Origin of the sequence: Caulobacter sp. DWR2-3-1b2, from assembly GCF_049896345.1 — a bacterium.
In the GTDB taxonomy this organism is placed as follows: Bacteria; Pseudomonadota; Alphaproteobacteria; order Caulobacterales; family Caulobacteraceae; genus Caulobacter.
The window spans coordinates 729,311-748,759 of record NZ_JAFCUC010000001.1 but is presented as its reverse complement, the minus strand read 5'-3'; the positions used below and the strand labels follow the sequence as shown (position 1 = coordinate 748,759).

Sequence of the window (19,449 nt, the reverse complement as noted above, 5' to 3'; positions counted from 1 at the left end):
CCGGAGCCGCGATGTCCCCGCCGTCCAAGACCGCCGATGGCGCCGCCGACCTTGCCCGCGAGGCCGAGCTGGCGGCCGCTCGCGTCACCCACGATCTGCTCTCAGCCGCCGGCATCGGTGTCTGGAGCTACGAGCCGCAAGCGCAACGTATCGAGTGGTCGCGCGACATCCTGGCCGCCACCGGACTGAGCGCGGATGAGGTGGCGCTGCCCGAACAGTTCTTCGATCGCCTCGATCCGGTCGAGGGCCAGGCACTGCGAGTGGCGTTCGACGCCGCCGTGCGCACCGGCCAGGGCGGCACCGTCGAGCACCGGCTGCGCGGGGCCGGCGACCAATGGTTCACCTACCGCGCCACTTTCAGCACCGAACCGCGCGCCGACGGCCTCCATGCGCTGAAAGGCATTTCGCAGAACGTCACCGACGTGGCTTTGACCCGCGACGCTGCGGTCTGGGGCGAGCGCCAGGCCCGCAAGCTGGTCGAGGAGGCGCCGTTCGCCGTGGCGCTCTATGACCGCGACCTGCGGCTGCAAGTGGTCAGCCCCCGGTTCCTCGAGATCTTTCAGGCCATCGAGGCCGAAGTGATCGGCCGGACCCTGCACGACCTGACCTATGGCCAGCGCAAGCGTTTCGTGAAGGCCGTGGAGCGAGCCCTGACCGGCCAGACCGTGGTGCGCCGCGAAGACCAGCTCCGCGATGGCCTGGGCCTCACCCACACCCTGCGCTGGGAAGCCCGGCCCTGGCGTGACGCTGATGGCGCGATCGCCGGGGTGATTACCTACATGGACGACGTCACCGCCCTGTCGCAAGCTCGGCGCGAGGCGCGGGCCAACGCCCGGCGGCTACGGGTGGCGCTGGGCGCGGCCCAGGCCGGGGTCTATGAGATCGATCATGCGAGCAAGACGTTCTGGGGCTCGCCCGAGTTCCACCGCATCCTCGGTCGCCGGATCAATTACGAGGACGTGCGCAGCGCTGTCTGGCCCATGATCCACCGCGAAGACGTGGCGGCGGTCTACGCCGCGTCCGAGGCCTCGCTGGGCCGGGGTTCGCGCGGCGCTCGGGCTTTCGACGCCCGCGTGATCATCGGCGACGGCGAAGAGCGCTGGATCCGCATCTTCCACGAGGTGCGCCAGGATGCGTCTGGCCGGGTGCGCAAGGCCTTCGGCCTGATCCTCGACATCGACGAGAAGAAACGCTCCGAACTGGCCCTGGTCGAGGCCGAACGCGCCGCCCAGGCCGCCAGCGAGGCCAAGGCCCAGTTCCTGGCCAATATGAGCCATGAGATCCGCACCCCGATGAACGGGGTCATGGGCGTCATGCACTTGCTCAAGCGGGCCGCCTTGCCCGAGGACGCCCAGGAGTTACTCGGCGAGGCCCTGGCCTGTGGCCGCATGCTCTCGACCCTGCTGGACGACGTCATCGATTTCTCGCGCATCGAGGCGGGGCGGTTGGATGTAACCCGCGAGGCGGTCGATCCCAGCGAACTGGTCCGGAGCGTGGCGCGACTGCTGCGCGGCCAGGCCGAGCACAAGGGACTGGCCCTGCACGTCGACGCGCCGGATGTCGGCTTGATCCTCACCGACCCCAACCGTCTGCGCCAGGCGCTGTTCAACCTGGTCGGCAATGCGGTGAAATTCACCCTGGCCGGCTCGGTGACCCTGAGGGTGCGCCGGGCAGACGACGAAGACGGGCCGCGCGTGGCCTTCGAGGTCATCGACACCGGGGTCGGCATCGCGGTCGAGGCCCAGAGCCGGCTGTTCGAGCGCTTCCAGCAGGCCGACGCCAGCACCACCCGGCGGTTCGGCGGGTCGGGCCTGGGCCTGGCCATCACCCGACGCCTGGCGGAAATGATGGGCGGCGCGGTCGGCTTTTCCTCTCACGAGGGTGTCGGCTCGACCTTCTTGCTGACGATCGCCGCGCCGCCGGCCCAGGCGCTGGTCGCCGACGATGCCATGGCCGATAACCTCTTGCAGGGCCTGCGCATCCTGGTGGTCGAGGACAACGCCACCAACCGCCTGGTCGCCCGCCGCATCCTCGAGCAGCTGGGGGCCGAGGTCGAAACGGCCGACGACGGTCTGGACGGCGTGGCCGCTGCCCGTCACCGGGCGTTCGACCTGATCCTGATGGATGTGCAGATGCCGGGCATCGACGGGCTGGAGGCTGCGCGGCAGATACGGGCCCTGCCGGGCGCCGCCGCCCGGACGCCGATCATCGCCCTGACCGCCAATGTCATGTCGCACCAGCGGACCGCCTATCTGGCGGCCGGCATGGACGGCGTCGCCGCCAAGCCCATCGTCCCCGCCGCGCTCATCGGCGAGATCGTGCGGCTGGCGGGTGAGGATATGGGCGAAGAAGTAGCTGTGGCTTAAGTCCTCACGTTCCTCTCCCTGTGGGAGAGGCGATCGCACAGCGATCGGTGGGGGGAGTTGCGCCAGGTCGGTTCTGGCGACGGATGTCGTATCACTCCCCCACCGTCGGCTTTGCCGACACCTGCCCCACAGGGGGAGGAACGGACTTCCCAGTCCGTCGAAAACCGCTAATGCTCCTCCACAGAATGACGGGGGAAACACGGATGGCCACGACGGAAGATCGCGCCTCGATGCGCACGGTGGTCGCGGCTTCGTCGGCGGGCACGGCCTTCGAGTGGTACGACTTCTTCATCTTCGGCAGTCTGGCCCAGGTCATTTCCAAGACCTTCTTTACCGGCCTTTCGGACACGGCCGGCTATGTCGCGGCCCTGGCCCTGTTTGGCGTCGGCTTCGCCTTTCGGCCGCTGGGCGCGCTGGTGTTCGGCAAGATCGGCGACCAGGCCGGACGCAAGGGCGCCTTCCTGGCCACGGTGCTGCTGATGGGCGGCGCCACCTTTGCCATCGCCCTGCTGCCGACCTATCGCCAGGCCGGGATCATCTCGCCCATTCTGCTGATCCTGCTGCGCTGCGTTCAGGGCTTCGCCTTGGGCGGCGAGTATGGCGGAGCGGCCATCTACGTCGCCGAGCATTCGCCGCCGAAGGAGCGGGGCTGGTCGACCTCGTGGGTGCAGACCTCGGCGGCCTTTGGCCTGTTCGGCGCCCTGTTGGTGATCTTGGTGACCCGCTGGCTCCTCGGCGTGCACGCCGGACCCGAGGCCTTCGACGCCTGGGGTTGGCGCATCCCGTTCGCCGTGTCGATCGGACTGCTGGGCATCTCGGTCTGGATGCGGTTGAAGCTCAGCGAAAGCCCGGCCTTCGCCAGGATGAAGGCCGACGGCGAGGCGTCCAAGGCCCCTTATGCCGAGGCTTTCGGCCAGTGGAAGAACCTCAAGCTGGTCCTGCTGGCCTTCTTCGCCATGATGTCGGCCCAGGGCGCGGTCTGGTACACCAGCTTCTTCTACATCCAGACCTTCATGGAGAAGTTCCTGAAGGTCTCGCCCGTGACGATCAACGGCCTGATGATGGCCGCCACCGCGGTCAGCGCCATTTTCTACGTGCTGTTCGGCTGGCTGTCGGACAAGGTCGGCCGCAAGCCGGTGATGCTGGGCGGCATGACCCTGGCGCTGATTTTCTATTTCCCGGGCTTCCACCTGTTGGAGCGCGCCGCCAACCCGGCGCTGGCCGAGGCCACGGCGCGCGCGCCGGTGACGGTGACCGCCGATCCCAAGGATTGCGCTCTGCAGTTCGATCCCGTGGGCAAGGCCGCCTTCGTCTCGTCCTGCGACATCGCCAAGAGCGCCCTGGCCAATGCGGGGGTGTCCTATGCCAACCGCCCAGGCTTGGCGGGATCGGCGGCGATCGTCCAGATCGGCGAGACGCGGATCGTGTCCCAGAGCGCCAAGGGCCTGCCCGCCAAGGACGCCAAGGCCGTCAAGACCACAGGCGAGGCCGCGATCAAGGCGGCGTTGGCGAAGGCCGGCTATCCGGCCAAGGCTGATCCGGCGCGGATGAACTGGTGGGGCATGTTTGGCGTGCTCTTCGTTTTCGTGATCGCCGCCACGGCCTTGTTCGGCCCCCTGGCCGCCTGTCTTGTCGAGCTGTTCCCGACCCGGGTGCGCTACACGGCTCTATCGCTGCCCTATCACATCGGAACCGGCTGGATCGGTGGCTTCGTGCCATTCAGCGCCTTCGCGATCGTGGCGGCGACGGGCAACATCTATGCTGGACTCTGGTACCCCGTCGGCTTCACGCTGATCAGCGTGCTCGTGACGCTGTTCCTGCTGCCCGAGACCAAGGACCGGTCGCTGGATCAATAGCGGGGAGCATCAACCCGCCGGCGCCGCCATCAACACCTCGACCGCCACCGAGGCGGCCGCCAGGGCCTGGATGACCGCAGGGTCGACTGGCGCGACGACCAGCCTAACGATCTGCTTGCCCTCCTGGGCCAGCGCGACAAGCGCCTCGGCCGAGACCTCGCCGGGCGGCAACCGGTGGACGTCGCGGCGGAGAAGAAGCAGCACCTCTGGCGCGGCGCCGTCGTCGGCGATCAGCACATCGGCCGCGCCCAGAGCCCGGACCGCGCGCAAGGTCAGCAGGTCGGCGGGCCCCTTGCCGGCAATGAACCGCACCTTGCCCTCGCGACCGACGCCCTTGGCCAGGGCCTGGCGAAACAGCTGGCCGGCCTTTTCCATGTCGCCCGCCATCGCCGCCTGAGCGGCCTCGCCGACCACGGCGTCGCGCAGAAAGGCCCGGCGCTCGTGCATCGCGGGCAGGGCGCCGCGCACCTCGTCCTGGAACTTGCGCAGCAGGGCGGCGACCCGGCCCGTGCCTTCCGGCACCTGGACCTCGATGTCGTTGCGCAGCTTGGTGGCCAAGGTCGGGGAGGAGCCGCCGGTGCCGACGGCCATCACCACCTCGCCGCGGTCGATCACCGCCGGAGTGTTGAAGTCGCTCATCGCGGGCTTATCGACGACATTGACCAGCACGCGAGCGGCACGCGCCGCGCCGGCGGCCGCCTGAAGGAACACCTCGTCGTCCCCGGCGACGAAGGCCAGGGTCGCGCCGACATAGGTTCCGGGCAGGAAGGCGGCGGGACCGTCGACCCGCACCACGGTCGCCGGCGAGCCCTCGAACAGCCGGGCCTTGTTGTCGGCGGCCTCGCCGACGCCGGCGATCACCACCTTGCGGCCGGCCAGGGGGAAATAGGCGGGAAAGGAATCCAAGGGCGTGGGTCCTGACAGCGAAGCGAACGTCGTGGCCACGCTAGCCTGACTGGACCAAGATTTCACTGGCGGGTTTGGGTCTGAGCGGTGTTAGAACCGCGATGCCGGGTCGGCGGGCCGGTTTTCGTGGGGGAGGCGAGCGCCTATGACGGCCACTCTGGACATCAATGGCAGGACGGTCACCGTCAAGGCCGACCCCGAAACTCCACTGCTGTGGGTGCTTCGCGACGAACTTGGACTGACGGGCACCAAGTTTGGCTGCGGCATGGCCCAGTGCGGGGCCTGCACGGTTCACGTCAACGGGGATCCCGTGCGCTCGTGCGTAACGCCGATCGCCACGTTGAACGGCGCCAAGATCGCCACCATCGAGAGCCTGGGCGGGACGCATCCGCTGCAAAAGGCCTGGGTGGTCCACGATGTGCCGCAGTGCGGCTACTGCCAGTCGGGCCAGATCATGTCGGCCGCAGCCCTGCTGGCCCAGACCAAGTCGCCCAGCGACGAGGACATCGACAACGCCATGAGCGGCAACATCTGTCGCTGCGGCACCTATCAACGCATCCGCGCCGCCATCAAGGACGCCGCGGGCTTGGCCTCGGCGCCGCTGGTCAATGCGCCCGCCGCGACGACCGCCGCCAACGAGATCGACGCCGAGATCGCCGCCGCTTCGGGTTCGACCGGCCGAGGAGCGAACCCATGAACGCCCCTTTCAGCAAGCTGATGCGTAAAGAGGGCGTCAACCGACGCGACGTCGTGGTGGTCAGCGCCACCTTGGTCGGCGGATCACTGATGGTGGGCTGCTCGCCCGCCGACCTGATGAGCGCGGGATCCAAGGTCGATGTCGGCGCTTTTGGGCCGTTCATCCGCTTCGATCCGGACGGCGCGGTGACGGTGCTGTCCAAGCACATCGAATTTGGCCAAGGCAACCATGCGGGCCTGGCGGCCTTGGTCGCCGAGGAACTCGACGCCGACTGGGCTCGGGTGAAGGTCATGCACGCCCCCGCCAACGCCAAGCTCTACGCCAATGGCGGCATGGGCGTTCAACTGACCGGCGGCTCGTCGGCGATCTCCAATTCGTGGGAACAGCTGCGCAAGGCCGGGGCCGGCGCGCGGGCGATGTTCGTGCAAGCAGCCGCGGCCAAGTGGAACGTCCCGGCCGGCGAGATCACCGTCAAGGATAGCTTGGTCAGCCACGCTGGCGGCAAGTCCGCCCCGTTCGCCGCCCTGATCGCCGACGCCGCCAAGATCGCGCCGCCCGAAACCCCGGTCCTCAAGGATCCCAAGACCTTCACCCTGATCGGCACCGACCGCGTTCGCCGCAAGGACAGCCTGATCAAGAGCAACGGAACGGCGCGCTATACCCAGGACGTCCAGTTGCCCGACATGTTGGTGGCGGTGGTGGCGCACGCCCCACGCTTTGGCGGCAAGGTGAAGAGCTTCAACGCCGACGGCGCCAAGAAGGTGGCCGGCGTGGTCGAGGTTTACCAGATTCCGACCGGTGTGGCCGTGGTCGCCGACACCACCTATGCCGCCCGCATGGGCCGCGAGGCGCTGAAGGTCGAGTGGGACCTCGACAAGGCCGAGAACCGCGACTCCAAGACCATCGCCGCCCAGTGGCGCGACATCGCGGCCGGCAGGGGACCGTCCGACCTGAAGTGGGAGGCCTTCGATTCCAAGGGCGACGCCGCAGCTGCGGCCGGCGGCAAGGACGCTTTCGAGACGACCTACGACTTTCCGTATCTGGCCCACGCCACCATGGAGCCAATGAACTGCGTGGCCCAGGTGGACGGCAACAGGGTCAAGCTGACCCACGGCTCCCAAAGTCCGACTCTGGACCAATTGGCCGCCGCCAAGATCGTCGGGACGCTGCCGGGCTCGGTCGAGGTCGAGACCCTCTATGCCGGCGGATCGTTCGGCAGGCGCGCCAACTTCCAGTCCGACTACGTCGCCGAGTGCGTGCACATCGCCAAGAAAGTCGGCGGCAATCGGCCGGTGAAGCTGGTCTGGACTCGCGAGGACGACATGCAGGCCGGCTATTTCCGGCCGATGGTCCACCATGCCGTCCGGGTCACGCTCGACAGGGACGGCTACCCGGCGACCTGGCGCCATCGCATTGTCAGCCAGTCGATCATGAAGGGCTCGCCGATGCCCTCCAAGGGGCCGGACCAGACCGCGATCGAGGGTGCGTCGGGCTCGCCCTATCTGAAAGCCACCCCTGTCGTCGACGCCCAACTGGCCCTGCCGGAGGCCGGCGTGCCGGTGCTGTGGTGGCGTTCGGTGGGGGCTACCCATACCGCCTTCGTGATGGAGCACACCATCGACCAACTGGCCCGCAAGGCCGGCAAGGATCCGGTCGAGTATCGGCGGGCCCTATACGTCAAGGCGGGTCCCGAGGCCGCGCGGCATCTTGCGGTGCTGAACCTCGCCGTCGAGAAGGCCGGTCCGACCTCGACGCCCGGCTGGACGCGCGGCGTGGCGGTGCACGAAAGCTTCGGCTCTGTCGTCGCCCAAGTGGCCGAGGTCAAGCTGGTGGACGGTCATCCGCGGGTCGGCCGGGTGGTCACCGCCATCGACTGCGGCGTCGCCGTCTCGCCCGACCAGATCGCCGCCCAGATGGAAGGCGGCACGTGCTACGGCCTGTCGGCGGCGCTCTATGGCGAGGTCACCCTGACGGGCGGGGCGGTCGACCAGAGCAATTTCGACACCTATCGCGTGCTGCGGATGAACGAGGCGCCGACGGTCGAAACCCACATCTTGCCGTCCGCCAATCCGCCGAGCGGCGTCGGCGAGCCCGGAACGCCGGTGATCGGACCGGCCGTGGCCAACGCCTTGCTAGCGATTTCCAAGACGCCGACGACGCGACTGCCGCTGGTTTCGGCCGGGGCTTAGAGCTTTCCAGCTCACCTATCGGGGCAAACCGCGATCTTTTTGATGTGTCGCGTCCTTAGGGGGCGCGCCTGTGCAACTGTGGCTGGACGTAACGCGAGCGCCGACACATTTTAGCGCCATGGTGGATGCTGGCGATAACTTGGGGTTCGAGAGACTGACCCCGCGGGAGCGGGAGATCCTGCGTCTCATCGCCCAGCATCGCCAGGGCAAGGAGATCGCCCGGCTGCTGCGGCTGTCACCCAAGACCGTCGAGATGCACGTGCTCAGCGCTCGACGTCGGGTCGGGGGGCTCGGCCGCCGCGACGCCGCCCTGGCCTTCGTCGCTTGGGAAACCGACCCCGGTAATGACTACCGTAAGCAATCGGCCACGCTAGCCACGACCGGCGCAGAGGTCTTCTCTCGTTCCAACAGCGAGAGCAGCCATGATGAAACCTTCCATGCCGGGTCCGACACCGCCGCCAGCATTCTTCATAGCCAGTTGGCAGTCGCTGGAGGAGGGATTGACCCTCATGGCCGGGACGCCCGAGCGGGGGCGGTTGGTGCCGGAAACGGTGTCGGCGTTGCGCAAGGCCCAGGCGGCGGGGGATCCGCCCAGCAAGCTGCTGCTCCGGGTGCTGGCGGCGACGGCCTTCCTGGCCGACGACACGCCCCTGCGGAATCTGGAAGGAGCTGGCGCCATGACCTGACTCCTTTGCAATGGCTGGGTCTGATCCTGGTCGTGGCCGCGCTAGGCGGAATCCTGCTCGGCATGGTCACCATGGGCGCCCATGAATTCCTCTATGCCCTTCAGCGATTCCGCGAGGGCTGGAGCCCGCCTCCGGCGCACTGACGCCGATCGTCTCGACACAAGTTCATCGACTTCAACGTGCGGGGGGCCCCGCGCGAACGGGAGAGTCATGCATGAAAAGAACCGATGCAGCCCGCGCAGGAGCTGAAAAGCTGATGCGCGCCGAAGCGGCGATCGACGCCGCCCTCCGCGAAACCGCCGAACTGATGGGCCTGCTGCCGTCGCTGCGACTGGAAGCTCGTCTTTCGGCCGTGATTGGCCAGGCCGCCGTCGCCAATCTCGGCGAGACCCTGGCCTATATCGTCTCCGCCCGCCGTACCATCATCGAGGCTCATGGCGCGCTCAACACGGTGCGGAGCCAGATCGGCTGTGGCGCCTTGGCGATGGGCGACATGGACAAGCCGCCGGAAGTGCCCCGCACCTCGGGCCTACGCGCTCTGGACGGAGGCCGCGCCGCGTGAGCACCGCCCAGACTGCTTCGTCGGACACCATCCACGACGAACTGAACGAGTTCCGTCGCCACCTGCGGACCCTGGGGCCTGTCCAGCGCCGGATTCTGTCCGTGCTCATGCCACAACTGATCGCGCTCGAAGAGGCTGGCGACGCCGACGGCGCGCTTAACATCATCGAAGAGGTCAAGGCCATCCTGTGGGAAGGGCGCCGAACCCGACACTGATCCTCGCATACCTCAGGTTGCTTATCGCGAGGCGGGGCTTGCTGCATGGTGACGCTCAGGTTTCAGTCTGAGCGTTGCCCCGCCTTGCAGATTCACACGCTTTTTTCGTTGGGCCTGGCCACGGTGGTCTGCGGCGCCGCTATCGGCTTCGGCGACTACAGCGCGCGTCGTATTGGCCTGGCGGCGGGGCTGGCCTGGGCGGGGTCGCTGCTCGTCCACGGCAACGACGCCTATAATGTCGACCTGGCGATCATGGCGATCGACACCGCGACCCTGGTCTATTTCGGCTTCATCTCCATCCGGGCGAGGCGACTCTGGACCATCATAGCGTCGGCGTTCCAGGCGATCGTCGTGGCGTCGCATGTGGCGACGACGATCGACCTGCGCGTGACCCTGGGCACCTTCTATATGAGCATGGCGATGTGGAGCTACGGCATCCTGGCCTGTATCGCCTTCGGAACCTGGGCCGGATGGCGCGCCAATCGCCGAGCGACCGCCGACACGGAATTCTGACCTCTCAGCCGAGATCCTTGCGTCGATCGATGTCGAAGAAAACCCCGACATCGAGGGTGTCGATCAGCTTCAGCCGCGTTCCGGACCGCGCCAGCACGCCCTGCGCGCCCAGATCGCCGGTCAGGCCCAGCAAGGCGGCGAAGTGGCGCCGCGCGAACAGAACCGGGTGGCCTCGCTGAGCGCCCACGCGCGGCGCGGCGGCGTCGAAACCGTCGCTCAAGGCGGCAGCCAGGGCGCGCGGAACCGCTGGCGGTATGCGTGGCATGTCTCCCAGGAAGACAAAGACGCCGTCGGTGTCGGCCTGCAGGGCGGCGACCGCCGTCCGCAGCGACGCCCCCATGCCATCCGCAGCGTCAGCCACAGTGACCACGCGCAGTTTGGCCTCGCGTCCCAGGGCGCGGGCATGGGCCTGGGCGGCGTCCGCCAGGTCCGGATCGCCGTCGGTGGCCAGGATGACGCCGCGCACGGGGGCCGCGAACGCCGCGTCGAGAGCGCCTGCAATCAACGGGCGGCCCTCGAAGGTCGCGGTCAGCTTGCGTCCACCAAACCTGCGGCCAGCCCCGGCCGCCAGAACGATCGCCTCCAACCGCGTGCTTTCACTTCCCGCCATGCCGCCCCGCGCCTATCTTAAAGACCGCATGACGCCCTATGACGCCAGTCCCGCGCAAGCGCTCTCGACAGAGTCCCGCTCGCAGCCCCGCCTGATCGACGGTTTTGGCCGCGCGGTGGCCTATCTGCGCGTCTCGGTCACCGACCGGTGCGACCTGCGCTGCACCTATTGCATGGCCGAGCACATGACCTTCCTGCCCAAGGCCGAAGTGCTTTCGCTCGAGGAACTGGATCGCCTGTCCTCGGCTTTCGTGGCGCTGGGCGTGCGCAAGCTGCGGCTGACCGGCGGGGAGCCGCTGGTGCGCAAGGGGATCATGACCCTGGTCGAGCGGTTGTCGCGCCACCTGGCGACCGGCGCGCTGGACGAGCTGACCCTGACCACCAACGGCACCCAGCTGGCCCAGCATGCGGCCGACCTGGCGCGACTGGGCGTGAGGCGGGTCAATGTCTCGCTCGATACGCTCAAGCCCGAGCTGTTCCGCAAGTTGACGCGGGGCGGCGATCTTTCGAAGGTATTGGCCGGGATTGACGCGGCCCTGGCGGTGGGCATCGAGGTCAAGATCAACGCCGTTGCCCTCAAGAACGACAACGCCGCCGAACTGCCGGCTCTGATCCAGTGGGCCCATGGCCTGGGCGCCGACATGACCCTGATCGAGACCATGCCCCTGGGTGAAATCGACGAGGACCGCACAGCCCAGTATTTGTCGCTTAAGGACGTGCGTCGCGATCTGTCGTCGTTCTGGACCTTGACCGATCTGGCCTACGCCACCGGCGGTCCGGCGCGCTATGTGCGGGTCGAGGAGACCAGCGGCCGCCTGGGTTTGATCACGCCGCTCAGCCACAATTTCTGCGAGGCCTGTAACCGGGTTCGCCTGACCTGCACCGGCACGCTGCACACCTGCCTGGGCCGGGATGACGCCAGCGATCTGCGGGCGGTGATCCGCGCCGGGGCCGACGACGCGGCGCTGGACCAAGCGATCTTCGCGGCGATCGGCGCCAAGCCGGAGGGGCACGACTTCCAGATCGACGGCGCGGGCCCCGCCGTGGCGCGGCACATGTCCACAACGGGCGGCTGAGCGTGGCGCGGGTGCTGCTCTTTGGACGCTTGGCCGACCAGGCCGGCTGGCGCGACCGGGTCGTTGAGGCTTCGTCCCTGACCGCGTTGCGAGATGCTCTCGCTGCTGTCGATCCGAGCCTGGCCGAGGCGCTCTCCGGCCCTGGCGTCCAGGTGGCCGTCGACAAGGCCATCGTCCGGGGCGAAACGTTCCTGGCGGCGAGCGCCGAGGTGGCCTTCCTGCCGCCGATGAGCGGCGGATGATAACCCTCACCTCCGAGCCGTTCGAGCCGGGCGCCGCGTTGACCACGTTCTGCGCCGGCCGGAACGAGACCGGTGCGGTGGCCAGCTTCACTGGCCTGGCGCGCGCCGAGCGCGGCGCGGCCCTGGCGCTGGAGCTTGAGGCTTATCCCGGCTTCACCAACGCGGCGATCGCCGCCTTCGCCGAAGAGGCCAAGGCGCGGTTCGCCCTGCAGGACTATGTCATCGTCCACCGCACTGGGCGCCTCGCGCCGGGTGAGGCGATCGTCTTCGTGGCCACCGCCGCCGGCCACCGCCGCGCCGCCTTCGAGGCCTGCGATTTCCTGATGGACTATCTCAAGAGCCGCGCGCCCTTCTGGAAGAAGGAGCACGGCCCCGGCGGCGGGCGCTGGATCGAGCCGACGGCTCAGGATAGGACCGACGCTCAGCGTTGGGACTAGGAGAGAACAGATGTCGGCAGCGGGTCTCACCCCAGGTGGCGGTATCAAGCCGGACCTTCCGTTTACGCCGGTGCGCGTGGCGATCCTGACCATTTCCGACACCCGCGACGAAGAAAGCGACACCTCCGGCCAGGTGCTTGTCGAAAGGGTCAAGGCCGCAGGCCATGAATTGGGCGGCCGGGCGGTGGTGCGCGACGATGTCGAGCAGATCCGCCAGACGGTGCGCGACTGGATCGCCTCGGGCCAGGTCGACGCCATCGTCACCACCGGCGGCACCGGCCTGACCGGCCGCGACGTGACCCCGGAAGCCCTGGAGCCGCTGTTCGACAAGAAGATCGACGGCTTTTCGGTGGTGTTTCACATGGTCAGCTATCAGTCGGTGGGCCTGTCGACCCTGCAGTCACGGGCGACGGCGGGCCTGATCGGCGGGGTCTTCGTGTTCTGCCTGCCGGGCAGCAACGGCGCGGTGCGCGACGGTTGGGACAAGGTCATCGCCGCCCAGCTCGACAGCCGCCACAAGCCTTGCAACATGGTCGAGCTGATGCCCAGGCTGTTGGAACAGTGACCCGCCTGACCCACATCGATGACCAGGGCCGGGCGCGGATGGTCGATGTCTCGGACAAGGCCGCGACGGCCCGCGAAGCGATCGCCGTCGGCTTCGTACGGATGACCGCCGAGACCCTGGCCCTGGCCATCTCCGGGACGGGTCGCAAGGGCGATGTTCGCGCGGTGGCCGAGATCGCCGGCGTCATGGCCGCCAAGCAGACCTCGAACCTCATCCCTTTGTGCCACCCCCTGGCCCTGTCCAAGGTCGAGGTGTCGGTCGAGCCGGCCGAGGACGGCCTGGCGGTGCGGGCCCGCGTCAAGACGACTGGCCCGACCGGCGTCGAAATGGAGGCCCTGACCGCCGTGTCGGTGGCCTGCCTGACGATCTACGATATGCTGAAAGCCGCCGAGAAGGGCATGGTTATCGAGGCCGTGCGCCTGATCGAGAAGACCGGCGGCAAGTCGGGTGACTGGCGAGCCGAATAGGCCAGCCTAACCCGCCGCCCTCCTGGCCAAGGCCGGCTGCCCGTGGCGGGTGGCCATGATCTCGCCGATCACCGCCACGGCCACCTCGAACGGCGCCTTGCCGCCAAGATCCAGCCCGATCGGCGCGCGCAGCTTGGCCAGGTCGCGTTCACTGACCCCCGCCGCCCGCAGCCGGTCCAGCCGCTCGCCCAGCCGTCGCCGCGCTCCCAGCAGCCCGACATAGGGCGCGGCCGAGGGGAGGGCGGCCAGCAGGGCGGCGTGGTCGATGTCCAGGTCGTGGCCGCAGATCGCGACGGCGGTCCAGGCGTCCAGGCCTATGGCGTCCAGCGCGGTTGGCACGCTGTCGCGGCGATACCGGACGCCCGCGAGCGGCGGCGGGGTCAGGGGGCCCTTGGGCCGCACCAGCGTGGTCTCGAACCCTGACTGGGTCCCCAGGCTGGCCACGGCCAGGGCCGTCGGGTCGCCCCCCAGCACGACAAGGCGAGGGGCCGGATCGAAGGCTCGGGCGAAGGCCTCCGGCCAGGGCGCGGTGAATTCGGGCGAGGGGCCGCAGACCCGTCGCCCGCCGTCGCTGATCCAGATCGCCGGCCGCCGCTCGGCCCAGAGGGTCAGCAACATGCGGGCGGCTGGATCGCCAGGGTCGATGCGCTCGACCAGAATCTCGACCCGGGCGCCGCACAGCAGGCGGATGTCCGGCCAAGGACTGCCCTCGCCATAGACCAACCGTCGCGGTTGGCCGTCGGCCAGGCAGGCGCGGGCATGGTCCTCGACATCGGCCTCGATGCAACCGCCCGAAAGAAAGCCGGCGCGCGAGCCCTCGCTGAACACCATCTGCGTGCCGATGGGTCGCGGGCCGCCTTCGCCCAGGGAAATAATTGTCGCCAGCGCCGCCGGGCCGTGGGCCAGGGCGGTGGCCAGCGCTGGACGGATATCCTCGCAAAGGCCGTACAGCGGCCAATCTCCGGCGATTTCAAAGGTCAGGTCGAGCACTGGATCAAGGGGCTTCATCGCGGACGACATTAACCCCTCGGCAAGTTTCCAGAAACGCCTTCTTCAAACCTTGGCGCGTAGTCTTCCCGACACTGGTGTTCCAATCCGCACGGATTTCCATGTCGCTTTCGGTTTCAAAACTTGGTCTTGCCGCCGCTCAGTTCGGACTGGACGGCATGAGCGCGTCGCCGCGCGCTCGGTCGCCGGAGACCGAAGCCCGCGACATCCTGGGCATCGCCGCCCGCGCTCAGCTGTCGGTGCTCGACGTCTCGGGCAATCATGGCCGCGCCGAGTCGGTGCTGGGAGACCTGATCCCGCGCCCCGTGCCGTTCCGTGTCACCATTCCCGCCGCCCGCGCCGATCGCGGCCCCGACTTCGTGGAAGCCGAGGCCCGCGCCTGCCTGCGCCGCCTGGCGATCGAACGCGCCGACGCCATCATCGTCTCCTCGCCGTCGGAACTGTTCGGCGTCCACGGCGCCGCCGTCTGGGATCGCCTGGCCCGCCTGCGCGACGAGGGGCTGTTCGCCAAGATCGGCGTCGCCGCCCACGCCAGCGACGATCCGGTGGGAGTCGCGCGCCGCTTCAAGCCCGACATTCTTCAAGCTCCAGCCTCCTTGCTCGATCAGCGCCTGCTGGCCGACGGCTCGCTGGCCCGCATCGCCGGTCTCGGGATCGAGGTTCAGTTGCGCTCGATCTTCTTGAACGGCCTGCTGTTCCTGCCGCCCGACCGCGTTCCGGCCCAGCTGAAGGGGGCCTCTGGCCGCCTGTCACGGGTGCGCCGGATGATCGCCGAGGGCCGTTCCGACCCCCTTCAGGCCGCCCTGGGCTTCGCCCTGTCGCGTCCCGAAGCCAGCGCCGTGCTGGTCGGCGTGACCTCCGCCGCAGAACTGTCGGCCGTGGTCGCCGCCGCCTCCAGCCCGCCGCCCGACCTCGACTGGGACGACATGGCCATCGACGATCCGGTGGCGCTCGACCCGCGACGTTGGGTCGCCTGACGGCCAGGCGAATCAAAGCCCAGCCTTCAGAAGAAGCTGGGAAATATGAGGGAGCCGAACGCCATGATCCTCGCCGTCGTCCAAGCCCGCATGGGCTCCAAGCGCCTGCCGGGCAAGGCTGTCGCCACCCTGCAAGGCGAGCCGATGATCCTGCGCCAGCTCGAGCGGCTGCGGGCCTGCCGGCGCCTCAACAAGATCATCGTGGCCACCAGCGGCGAGACCGATGATGACGGTCTGGCCGGCCTGGTGGTGTCGCGCGGATACGCCGTCTATCGCGGCGCGGGCGCCGACATTCTCGACCGCATCGCCCGTTGCGCCGAGGCGGCCGGTCCGGTCACCCACGTGGTGCGGATCAAGGGCGATGCGCCCTTCGTCGACGCCGGGGTGATCGACCAGGCGATCCACCTGGCCCAGACCAGCGGGGCGGCCTATACCTCCAACCGCGTGCAGCGCACCTATCCGGCCGGGCTTGAGGTTGAGGTGATCACGGTGGAGGCCCTTCGCGCCGCCGCCGCCGAGGTGCGCGACCCCCTGGCCCTGATCTCGCCGACCGCCGCCATTCGCCAAAGCCCCGACCGCTTCAGCCAGGCCCATTTGAAGGCCCGCCGCGACTGGTCACACCATGACTGGCGCGTAAAGACCCCGGCCGACCTGGCCTTCGCGCGCTCGATCTATGACGCGCTCTACGCGGCCGACCCCGGCTTTGCCATGGGCGACGTGTTGGACTTGGTGGAGAGCCACCAGGATCTCGGACGCTTTGCGGCTTAATTCCTCCCCCTGTGGGGGAGGTGGTCGCGCAGCGACCGGTGGGGGGAGTTTCGGATAGTCGATCCAAGCTGTGGCCATCGGCCGATCACTCCCCCCTCCGTCGGCTTCGCCGACACCTCCCCAACGGGGGGAGGACTTCACGCGGGGGGCCGCTGAAGCGTTTGGGGAGGGTGCGAAGCGCCCGGGCTCCGCCCGGAGGTTTTGCAGATTTGATACCGTTTCGACGAAGACGAGCGCTTCGCGCGGCCTTCAGACGGGAGCCATCGGCGCGCGGGGTCTTAACCCGCTTCCGAAGTGGGCCCCCGGCGGGCGGAGAGTTGGCTACCCTCCGGACCGTGCGGGCGATTTCAGCCCGCACCTGTCGGCTTGTCCGCCTGCCTTGGGCGCCGGAGCTTCGTCGCGACCAAGGCGAGCCTGCTCCGAACCGACCTGGGGCGTCTTCCGAAGAAGACACGGCGGCCAAGCCTACCCGCTCGACCACTGCCCACCGCCCGTCAGGTCGCCGGCCGACGTCCCTCCCCGTGCGATGGGGTGAGAGCATTATGGGGGCGCCCAAAAGGGGTGAGCGTCAAAAAGACCGAGAAAGTTTAGAGTCCTGAATTCATGAGGCTTTAGCCTTCGTGCGCCGAGCGCCTACGACTGCTGACGGCGACATGCGCATGTCCCCAAATCGCGTCGCGTCGTCTAGGTCCAGGCCCCATAAGGATCCACCGACGGCTTGCCCAGCGCCTGCGCCACGGCGGGGTGGGTCAGCTCTCCCGCCAGGACGTTGAGGCCCTTGGCCAGGTGGATGTTGCTCTTCAGCGCGTCCAGGCCGTGGTCGGCCAGGGCCAGGCCGAAGGGCAGGGTGGCGTTGCCCAAAGCTTCGGACGACGTGCGCGGCGCGGCGCCCGGCATGTTGGCCACGCAATAGTGCACCACACCGTTGACGATATAGGTCGGGTCGGCGTGGGTGGTGGCGTGACTGGTCTCGAAACAGCCGCCCTGGTCGATCGACACATCGACCAGCACCGAGCCGGGCTTCATCTGCTTGAGGTGCTCGCGGCGCACCAGCTTGGGGGCGGCGGCCCCGGCGGTCAGCACCGCGCCGATGATCACGTCGGCCTTGAGGATCTCCTCCTCGACGGCGGCGAAGGTCGAATAGCGGGTGAGGATGCGGCCCTGGTACAGGTCGTCCAGCTCGCGCATGCGGGGGATAGAGCGTTCCAGCACCACCACCTCGGCGCCCAGGCCGGCGGCCATCCGGGCGGCGTTGGAGCCGACCACGCCGCCGCCCAGCACCACCACGCGGGCCGGGGGCACGCCGGGGACGCCGCACAGCAGCAGGCCCATGCCGCCATTGTGCTTGAGCAGGGTCTCGGCCGCCGAGAAGACGGCGATGCGGCCGGCCACTTCCGACATCGGGGCCAGCAGCGGCAGGCCGCCCTTGGCGTCGGTGACGGTCTCATAGGCGATGGCCGCGCAACCGCTGGTCAGCAGGCCTTCGGTCTGGGCCGGGTCGGGCGCCAGGTGCAGGTAGGTGAACAGGATGTGGCGAGGCGTCAGGCGCTCCCACTCGATCTTCTGCGGTTCCTTGACCTTGACGATCAGCTCCGCGCCTTCGAACACCGCATCGGCGTCCGCCGCGATGGTCGCGCCGGCCTTGACATAGACGTCGTCGGCATAGCCCGCGCCCAGGCCAGCGCCGGACTGCACGAGCACCGAATGGCCGTGACCGACATATTCCCGGACGGCGGTGGGGGTGAGGCCGACGCGATGTTCGCCGGGCTTGATTTCGGAAGGCACGCCAACGCGCATGATAGTCTCCTCCTAAGGGCTTTTGACGCTGGTTTACGCCCGTGCGCCCGCAGGTTCCTGGGGCATTTCATGCGACGAGAACCATGGTATGCAGGAATCCTGCGCCACGGAGCCCTCACGGTGAAAAAAGCTGCGGTCATCCTCGACGCCTTCGATCGAAAGCTGCTGACCCTGCTGCAGCGTCGCGGCCGAGCCAGCTATGTGGAAATGGCCGAGGCGGTGAATCTTTCCGAATCCGCCTGTCTGCGTCGCGTGCGGGCCCTGGAGGAGGGCGGGGTGATCGGTCGTTACGCGGCGGTGATCGACGAGCGCGCGGTGGGCCTGCCGCTCAGCGTCTTCGTCACCGTGACCTTGTCGTCTCAGGCCGAGGCGACGCTCAGCGCCTTCGAGAAGGCGGTGTCCCACGTGCGCGAGGTGGCCGAGTGCTACCTGATGACTGGCGGCTCGGACTATTTGCTAAGGCTGGTGGTGGCCGATGTCGATGACCTGGAGCGGGTGCACGCGCGAGAGCTGACGCGCATCCCCGGCGTGGTTCGGGTCAGCTCGTCGATCGCCATGCGCACAGTGGTCAAACGTGTCGAATTGCCGCTTTGAAACCAACCTTTCGTTGCGGCGGGGTTAACCTTCCCCTGCCAGGACTGGTCTCCACCAATCGCGGTTCTTGTCGGGGGATGAGATGGTTTCGAGACGACTCCTGCTAGGGGCTTTGGCGTCCGGCCTGGCCGTGCCCGTCATGGCCTGGGCCGAGGGCGATACGCCGTCGGTTCTGACCCGCAAGGGCCGCCGCACGCGCCGGGCGCTGAAGTCCCAGCCCTCCGACAAGGCCGCGCTCGATAAGGTGTTGGCCGAGGTCAAGCCGCTCGAGGGCGCCGAGCCGGTCGAGGCCGTGCATGTCGAGCCGCCGCGGGTCAGTCCCGACGAGGCCCTCGGCCGGCTCAAGCAGGGCAACGCCATCTTCTCGCGTGGCGGGGCCAGTATCGCCCTGCCGGGCGCGGCCCGGATCGCCGAGATGGCGGCTGGCCAGAAGCCGTTCGCGGTGATCGTCGGCTGCAGCGACAGCCGCGTCGGCCCCGAACTGATCTTCGACTGCAATCTGGGCGAACTGTTCGTGGTCCGTGTGGCTGGATCGACAGTGGGCCAGGAGGGCCTGGGCTCGATCGTCTACGCCGTCGAGCATCTGGGCGCGCCGCTGGTGGTCGTGCTGGGTCACACCAAGTGCGGCGCGGTCGGGGCGGCGGTCGATGTGGCCACCAAACATATCGACCTGCATGGTGCGCTGCTGAACATGGTGCTGCCGATCTTGCCGGCGGTGCTGGAGGCCCAGGAGCGCCACCCAGCCGACCTGCAGGACGCCGCCATTCGCCAGAATGTCCGCGACACCGCCGCCCGCCTAAAGGTCGCCGACGGGGTGCTAGCGGCCAAGCTGGCCGAGGGTCGTCTCAAGATCGTCTCGGCTTGCTACGACCTTTCCACCGCTCAGGTCGCGTTCGACGCTTAAAATCCTTCTCCCCCT

At 68.4% G+C, this 19,449-nt stretch carries 22 protein-coding genes and 1 pseudogene; 19 read left to right on the top strand and 4 right to left on the bottom strand.

The features are described from left to right. The first annotated feature begins 11 nt into the window (after positions 1-11). Both ACP694_RS03595 and ACP694_RS03590 read left to right on the top strand, forming a co-directional pair. The gene (locus ACP694_RS03595) at positions 12-2,366 is read left to right on the top strand and encodes an ATP-binding protein (RefSeq protein WP_426010470.1); all 2,355 of its coding nucleotides are present in this window, start codon (positions 12-14) and stop codon (positions 2,364-2,366) included. Positions 2,367-2,569: 203 nt separating this feature from the next. Next, on the top strand, positions 2,570-4,222 hold the full coding sequence (locus ACP694_RS03590) for an MFS transporter (RefSeq protein WP_426010468.1): 1,653 nt from the start codon (positions 2,570-2,572) through the stop codon (positions 4,220-4,222). A 9-nt stretch (positions 4,223-4,231) separates the two neighbouring features. On the opposite strand, the gene ACP694_RS03585 is transcribed toward ACP694_RS03590, so the two are convergent. Then, positions 4,232-5,128, bottom strand: coding sequence for an NAD(P)-dependent oxidoreductase (locus ACP694_RS03585; RefSeq protein ID WP_426010466.1), 897 nt, complete (start codon positions 5,126-5,128; stop codon positions 4,232-4,234). A 145-nt stretch (positions 5,129-5,273) separates the two neighbouring features. Here ACP694_RS03585 and ACP694_RS03580 point away from each other — a divergent pair, with 145 nt between their 5' ends. From ACP694_RS03580 to ACP694_RS03545, 8 genes and pseudogenes are all read left to right on the top strand, one after another. After that, positions 5,274-5,825: a (2Fe-2S)-binding protein gene (locus ACP694_RS03580; protein ID WP_426010464.1), complete on the top strand. Its 552-nt coding sequence runs from the start codon at positions 5,274-5,276 to the stop codon at positions 5,823-5,825. Beyond that, positions 5,822-8,014: a molybdopterin cofactor-binding domain-containing protein gene (locus tag ACP694_RS03575; protein ID WP_426010462.1), complete on the top strand. Its 2,193-nt coding sequence runs from the start codon at positions 5,822-5,824 to the stop codon at positions 8,012-8,014. Before ACP694_RS03580 ends, ACP694_RS03575 begins: the two co-directional genes overlap by 4 nt. 118 nt (positions 8,015-8,132) lie before the next feature. Beyond that, positions 8,133-8,312: pseudogene (locus ACP694_RS03570) on the top strand (helix-turn-helix domain-containing protein); the annotation flags it as partial. Between the two features lie 124 nt (positions 8,313-8,436). Then, positions 8,437-8,700, top strand: coding sequence for a hypothetical protein (locus tag ACP694_RS03565; RefSeq protein WP_426010460.1), 264 nt, complete (start codon positions 8,437-8,439; stop codon positions 8,698-8,700). Between the two features lie 5 nt (positions 8,701-8,705). Then, complete coding sequence (locus ACP694_RS03560) at positions 8,706-8,843, top strand: hypothetical protein (protein ID WP_426011307.1); 138 nt, start codon at positions 8,706-8,708, stop codon at positions 8,841-8,843. A 71-nt stretch (positions 8,844-8,914) separates the two neighbouring features. Next, positions 8,915-9,262, top strand: a complete 348-nt coding sequence (locus ACP694_RS03555) for a hypothetical protein (protein WP_426010459.1) — start codon at positions 8,915-8,917, stop codon at positions 9,260-9,262. Further along, positions 9,259-9,477 (top strand): hypothetical protein, encoded by a 219-nt coding sequence (locus ACP694_RS03550; protein WP_426010457.1) that lies wholly within the window; start codon positions 9,259-9,261, stop codon positions 9,475-9,477. The genes ACP694_RS03555 and ACP694_RS03550 overlap by 4 nt, the downstream gene beginning before the upstream one ends. A gap of 84 nt (positions 9,478-9,561) precedes the next feature. Then, the gene (locus ACP694_RS03545; RefSeq protein ID WP_426010455.1) at positions 9,562-9,990 is read left to right on the top strand and encodes a hypothetical protein; all 429 of its coding nucleotides are present in this window, start codon (positions 9,562-9,564) and stop codon (positions 9,988-9,990) included. Positions 9,991-9,994: 4 nt separating this feature from the next. On the opposite strand, the gene ACP694_RS03540 is transcribed toward ACP694_RS03545, so the two are convergent. Continuing rightward, complete coding sequence (locus ACP694_RS03540; protein ID WP_426010454.1) at positions 9,995-10,600, bottom strand: nucleotidyltransferase family protein; 606 nt, start codon at positions 10,598-10,600, stop codon at positions 9,995-9,997. A 28-nt stretch (positions 10,601-10,628) separates the two neighbouring features. On the opposite strand from ACP694_RS03540, the gene moaA reads away from it, so the two are divergent. The 5 genes from moaA to moaC are packed head-to-tail and all read left to right on the top strand — an operon-like array spanning position 10,629 to position 13,386. Continuing rightward, complete coding sequence (moaA, locus tag ACP694_RS03535) at positions 10,629-11,675, top strand: GTP 3',8-cyclase MoaA (RefSeq protein ID WP_426011285.1); 1,047 nt, start codon at positions 10,629-10,631, stop codon at positions 11,673-11,675. 2 nt (positions 11,676-11,677) lie between these two features. Then, positions 11,678-11,917 carry a MoaD/ThiS family protein gene (locus ACP694_RS03530; RefSeq protein ID WP_426010452.1) on the top strand — a complete coding sequence of 80 codons (240 nt, stop codon included), beginning with the start codon at positions 11,678-11,680 and terminating at the stop codon, positions 11,915-11,917. Beyond that, the gene (locus ACP694_RS03525) at positions 11,914-12,354 is read left to right on the top strand and encodes a molybdenum cofactor biosynthesis protein MoaE (RefSeq protein ID WP_426010451.1); all 441 of its coding nucleotides are present in this window, start codon (positions 11,914-11,916) and stop codon (positions 12,352-12,354) included. The genes ACP694_RS03530 and ACP694_RS03525 overlap by 4 nt, the downstream gene beginning before the upstream one ends. A 10-nt stretch (positions 12,355-12,364) precedes the next feature. Next, positions 12,365-12,919: a molybdenum cofactor biosynthesis protein B gene (gene moaB / locus ACP694_RS03520; RefSeq protein ID WP_426010449.1), complete on the top strand. Its 555-nt coding sequence runs from the start codon at positions 12,365-12,367 to the stop codon at positions 12,917-12,919. Beyond that, the gene (moaC, locus tag ACP694_RS03515; RefSeq protein ID WP_426010447.1) at positions 12,916-13,386 is read left to right on the top strand and encodes a cyclic pyranopterin monophosphate synthase MoaC; all 471 of its coding nucleotides are present in this window, start codon (positions 12,916-12,918) and stop codon (positions 13,384-13,386) included. Before moaB ends, moaC begins: the two co-directional genes overlap by 4 nt. A 6-nt stretch (positions 13,387-13,392) precedes the next feature. Here moaC and ACP694_RS03510 read toward each other — a convergent pair whose 3' ends face one another. Then, positions 13,393-14,406, bottom strand: a complete 1,014-nt coding sequence (locus ACP694_RS03510) for an XdhC family protein (RefSeq protein ID WP_426010446.1) — start codon at positions 14,404-14,406, stop codon at positions 13,393-13,395. Between the two features lie 89 nt (positions 14,407-14,495). Here ACP694_RS03510 and ACP694_RS03505 point away from each other — a divergent pair, with 89 nt between their 5' ends. Together ACP694_RS03505 and ACP694_RS03500 are read left to right on the top strand one after the other, a co-directional pair. Next, on the top strand, positions 14,496-15,371 hold the full coding sequence (locus ACP694_RS03505; RefSeq protein WP_426010445.1) for a bifunctional regulator KidO: 876 nt from the start codon (positions 14,496-14,498) through the stop codon (positions 15,369-15,371). Between the two features lie 63 nt (positions 15,372-15,434). Beyond that, entirely contained in the window at positions 15,435-16,139 is a 705-nt protein-coding gene (locus ACP694_RS03500) for a glycosyltransferase family protein (protein ID WP_426010443.1), read from the top strand. 684 nt (positions 16,140-16,823) lie between these two features. On the opposite strand, the gene ald is transcribed toward ACP694_RS03500, so the two are convergent. Then, positions 16,824-17,936, bottom strand: coding sequence for an alanine dehydrogenase (gene ald / locus ACP694_RS03495; protein ID WP_426010442.1), 1,113 nt, complete (start codon positions 17,934-17,936; stop codon positions 16,824-16,826). Between the two features lie 120 nt (positions 17,937-18,056). On the opposite strand from ald, the gene ACP694_RS03490 reads away from it, so the two are divergent. Both ACP694_RS03490 and ACP694_RS03485 read left to right on the top strand, forming a co-directional pair. After that, the gene (locus ACP694_RS03490; protein ID WP_426010440.1) at positions 18,057-18,530 is read left to right on the top strand and encodes an Lrp/AsnC family transcriptional regulator; all 474 of its coding nucleotides are present in this window, start codon (positions 18,057-18,059) and stop codon (positions 18,528-18,530) included. An 82-nt stretch (positions 18,531-18,612) separates the two neighbouring features. Beyond that, a complete protein-coding gene (locus ACP694_RS03485) occupies positions 18,613-19,434 on the top strand; it encodes a carbonic anhydrase (protein ID WP_426010439.1) in 822 nt (273 codons plus the stop codon). The last annotated feature ends 15 nt before the right edge of the window (positions 19,435-19,449 follow it).